Origin of the sequence: Mesorhizobium sp. M7D.F.Ca.US.004.01.2.1 (genome assembly GCF_003997785.1) — a bacterium.
In the GTDB taxonomy this organism is placed as follows: domain Bacteria; phylum Pseudomonadota; class Alphaproteobacteria; order Rhizobiales; family Rhizobiaceae; genus Mesorhizobium; species Mesorhizobium loti.
Window position 1 is genome coordinate 1 of sequence record NZ_RZRQ01000438.1, and the last position, 3,904, is coordinate 3,904.

At 59.4% G+C, this 3,904-nt stretch carries 4 protein-coding genes and 1 pseudogene; 2 read left to right on the forward strand and 3 right to left on the reverse strand.

From position 1 onward, the window contains the following. Positions 1 to 464 precede the first annotated feature (464 nt). On the reverse strand, positions 465 to 842 hold the full coding sequence (locus EN993_RS32430; RefSeq protein WP_127265847.1) for a VOC family protein: 378 nt from the start codon (positions 840 to 842) through the stop codon (positions 465 to 467). Between the two features lie 52 nt (positions 843 to 894). On the opposite strand from EN993_RS32430, the gene chrA reads away from it, so the two are divergent. Beyond that, on the forward strand, positions 895 to 2,133 hold the full coding sequence (chrA, locus tag EN993_RS32435; protein WP_127265849.1) for a chromate efflux transporter: 1,239 nt from the start codon (positions 895 to 897) through the stop codon (positions 2,131 to 2,133). A 530-nt stretch (positions 2,134 to 2,663) separates the two neighbouring features. Then, positions 2,664 to 3,071 carry a hypothetical protein gene (locus EN993_RS32440; protein WP_127265851.1) on the forward strand — a complete coding sequence of 136 codons (408 nt, stop codon included), beginning with the start codon at positions 2,664 to 2,666 and terminating at the stop codon, positions 3,069 to 3,071. A 79-nt stretch (positions 3,072 to 3,150) separates the two neighbouring features. Here the strand turns inward: EN993_RS32440 and EN993_RS32445 are convergent. Both EN993_RS32445 and EN993_RS32450 read right to left on the reverse strand, forming a co-directional pair. Next, positions 3,151 to 3,266: pseudogene (locus tag EN993_RS32445) on the reverse strand (IS110 family transposase); the annotation flags it as partial. Between the two features lie 3 nt (positions 3,267 to 3,269). After that, the gene (locus tag EN993_RS32450) at positions 3,270 to 3,710 is read right to left on the reverse strand and encodes a CBS domain-containing protein (RefSeq protein ID WP_127265853.1); all 441 of its coding nucleotides are present in this window, start codon (positions 3,708 to 3,710) and stop codon (positions 3,270 to 3,272) included. Between the last annotated feature and the right edge of the window lie 194 nt (positions 3,711 to 3,904).

The window sequence follows — 3,904 nt, forward strand, 5'->3', positions numbered from 1 at the left end:
CTCCTAACGTCTGTAGCGCCGTCTCGACATCGAGCAGGATTAGTGGCTCATCTTCAACGACCAGAACCGTCCCGACCATCATTTGTTAATGCCCCGCTAGTTGCGCACTACTACGCGCACAACGCGGTATAGGTTCCCACCAATTGATGTCGGGAAGCGTACGGCGCTCCCCAGCCGTGGGTGGCCTACCGGTCCTGTGGTGTTCCACTGGACCAACTCGACTTCCCTTCCCGGTCACTTCCCGCGCTGCCTTGGCGACTCCGTTGATGAGGGGTCGCCGCAACGGGTTCCGCCAATCCTTGGCGCTACTGGAGACGTGGGCAGCGGGCAGGTTCTGGAGTGCTGGGATCAACCCAGCCCATTTAAAGTAGCGTTGCGTTTGATGCATTGGATCGCGATCCGCTTCGCTCGCCATGACTTCCTCCCAATGATACTGCCATGCAATCCATCAGGTTGTGGACCCGTCAATGGGCGGCAGGTTGGAACAGTTCGATCACGTTGCCGGACAGGCCCTCTAGCAAGATCTGCGAGCCAGCAATGCCTCTGATGATGACCTCGTTGCGGAATGGCAGCCCGGCACCTTTCAGCCGCTCGACTTCCCCTTTCAGATCTTCGACATGCAGCAGGATGCGGTTCCATCCGCCGGGCACCGGACGGCGACGGTCCGGACGCCGCGCTCCGGAACTTGCGATCCCGCTCAACAGCAGCCGCAGGGGACCACGGGCCACTGATGCAAAGGCCGTCCGTGCGTCCTGCTCGATAGTGAACCAAAGGCGCCGTGTGTAGAAGTCGACGGAGATTGCGACATCCTCGACAATGTACCGAACACTGGCTGGCGTCATTATGATGACCTTTCAAAGGCCACCAGGCCAATTCTAACAGAGGCAACTTCCCATGAGCAACGCCACCGACCAACATACAACGGCGGGGGTGCAAGCGCCGAAGCGCGGGTCCGCTGGGGAAGTCTTCCTCGTGTTCCTGAGGCTTGGGCTGACCTCGTTTGGCGGGCCTATCGCGCATCTCGGTTACTATCGCAGCGAACTGGTGTTGCGTCGCAAATGGCTAGATGAGCAAGCGTATGGCGATCTCGTTGCCCTTTGCCAATTCCTTCCCGGTCCGGCGTCCAGCCAGGTGGCCTTCGCCCTCGGCGTCTTCAGAGGTGGTGGCCTGGCAGGTGGCCTTGCCGCATGGCTCGCCTTTACCTTGCCCTCGGCACTGATCCTTGTGGCGTTCGCGTTCGGTGCGGCAGCGTTTCGTGGCCTGATCGCAGACGGCGTATTTTACGGGCTCAAGCTCGTGGCCGTTTGCGTGGTGGCACAAGCAATCTGGGGCATGGCGCGAACGCTGACGCCGGACAAGGAACGCGCCGCCATTGCGCTCCTCGCGATTGCGGTTGTCGTCGGCTTCGGCGGATCGTTCGGGCAAATCGCTTCAATCGTCCTTGGGACCCTCGCCGGGTTGTGGCTTTGCCGCGACGAGGGGACCTCGGTGCCCGGACATTTGAGTTTTCCCGTATCGGCCCGCAGCGGCGCTGTTTCGCTCGCACTGTTCACTGCCCTCCTTATTTTTCCGTCGCTGGTGGAAAGGGCTACAGGAAGTCACGCTGTTGGCCTCTTTGACGCCTTTTACCGCTCGGGAGCCTTGGTCTTCGGGGGAGGCCATGTGGTGCTGCCGCTGCTGCAAACGGCGGTCGTCAATACGGGCTGGGTGAAGAGCGAAGCGTTCCTGCAGGGATATGGACTGGCGCAGGCGATGCCGGGACCGCTCTTCACGTTCGCTGCCTATCTGGGGAGCGTGGCAAGCCCAGTTCCGAATGGCCTGGCTGGCGCAGCGATCGCGCTTGTAGCGATCTTTCTCCCCGGTACGCTGCTCGTTTGCGGCATGTTGCCGTTTTGGGACGCCCTGCGGTCGCGGCCAGGCGCCCAGGCTGCGATGCGCGGTGCGAATGCGGCTGTGGTCGGAATCCTGGGGATGGCTCTCTACGATCCGGTGTGGAAGAGCGCCGTCGTCACGCCAGGGGATTTTGCTCTGGCTGTGACAGGGTTCTTGCTTCTGGTCGTTTGGCGGATGCCGTCGTGGGTTGTGGTGGTGTTTCTTGCCGCTGCTGGCGCGCTGCGCGCCTCGGTGATGTGACAATGGCCTTTGCAATGGCGCGTGCCTGAATCCTGGCGTTGGCGAAGCAGCCACGAACATTTGGCCGCATTCCCGTGAACCATAGATCCGGCAGTGTCGGGCGATGATCGCCGCCGTTGAAAAGCGGAACGCCTTTGCCTTCCAGAAGGCCAAGCTTGCCCACCATCGGTTCGAGGCCAGTGCGATGGCGCGTCGTCGCGATCACGATTTCGGGGCCGACCAGGATTGCCATTGGCCAGGATCACGCCACGCGTGGTAAATGCCTCACCGCAGGAAGAGCGATGACTTTGCGGACCTTCATGGGCTCGACTGCACCGTCGTCGGTCGCAATCGCGGTGTGCACCGAGGCGAAGGCTGGTCGAGCAATGCCGACCGCAAAACCCGAGCAAAACTGATCGCAGCCAAAGCCATAAACCCGTCACTGTGAGGCTCGGTCGGGGGTCTTATGGATGTGATTTTGATTGCATCCATCTTTTAGAAATCCATAATATAGGGCGCATTGAATTCGGCTTGTTTGGGGAGGAAGTGTCATGCCTAAGGTTTCGGATCTCTTTTTTAAGACAGCTATCGTGTGGCTCATTCTGGGGATTGGCGCCGGCCTACAAATGGCGATCTCGGGCGACCATGGTGCCTTTCCGGCACATGCACACATCAATCTGCTCGGCTGGGTCACATCCGCAATCTTTGGCGGGTACTATGCGCTTAACCCGGCAAAGGCGGCGCGGAGAATCGCGATGGTCCACTACGGCGTGTATAACGTCGGGCTGATAATCATGCTGCCAGCGCTTTATCTGATGCTGCAAGGCAATACGGCACTTGAGCCGGTCGTCGCTGGCGGCTCGCTGATCGTCGCAGCCGCTGTGCTGCTTTTCGCACTCGTGGTTTTCTCGAGCGGAAGCGTGCGCTCGGTGTCTGAGTTATCGCCCGCAACACGCTGACTTGACCGCGGAAGTCATTGCGCCGGTGCGTCAGCAAAAGCCGCGCCCGGTAGCAGATTTCCGACTGGATGTAAGCCTAGCGGAACCAGCCAGTGCGCATCACGTGGGCGATGCCAGCGCATCGGCCTTGTCGGTCTTGTTGCGCTGCGCCGACATCGAGACACGCACATGTTGAGTCTCCAGTCAGATGGCCGGTCCCTATCGGTAACCGACCCCCGATATGTAATCGCGGAGAAGTCTATCTTCGTTTTCAGATTCGCCCAATAATGCTTGCAGCGCATCTCGTGTGTAAATAATGCCGATTGGCTTTTGTGCCTCATCGAGGACCGGAATGCGCTGAAGACCCCGTTCATTCATCACGGTCCACACATCAAGAAGCCCCTCATTCTCTCGGCAATAGGTAACATCGCGCGTCATGATGCTGTCTATCCTGGCCGTACAACCGAATCCGAGACACTGACTGATCTGGCCAACAATGTCGGTCTTTGTAACGACACCGACCATGTTCCCTCGCTCACACACCACAACGAGGTCGGTGTGCGGCTTGGACATCATTCTGGCCGCTTCTTTAATCTGAGCCTTTGCTTCGATTACCGCGAGCCGCTCGAACGCGCGTGGCAACATCTTCCCGACCAACATCGTTCCTGTTCCTGTGAAATCGCTTGGCGTGAAAATCCGTGGGCGCTCAGGATTGTCCGTAGGGTAACAGCGCCCTGTTATTATCGGCAATCAAATCGGCATACGATAGCCGTAGAACTCATGATCCTCATTGTAACCGCCCTGACCCGCGCCGAGGTCGGCGAAATCGCGCACGAACTCGATCGCTGCGACCC

What these genes read in the sequence shown, in the direction of transcription:
- EN993_RS32450 (WP_127265853.1), bottom strand. Translation starts at nt 3,710, where the DNA reads ATGTTGGTCGGGAAGATGTTGCCACGCGCGTTCGAGCGGCTCGCGGTA.
- chrA (WP_127265849.1), top strand. Translation starts at nt 895, where the DNA reads ATGAGCAACGCCACCGACCAACATACAACGGCGGGGGTGCAAGCGCCG.
- EN993_RS32440 (WP_127265851.1), top strand. Translation starts at nt 2,664, where the DNA reads ATGCCTAAGGTTTCGGATCTCTTTTTTAAGACAGCTATCGTGTGGCTC.
- EN993_RS32430 (WP_127265847.1), bottom strand. Translation starts at nt 842, where the DNA reads ATGACGCCAGCCAGTGTTCGGTACATTGTCGAGGATGTCGCAATCTCC.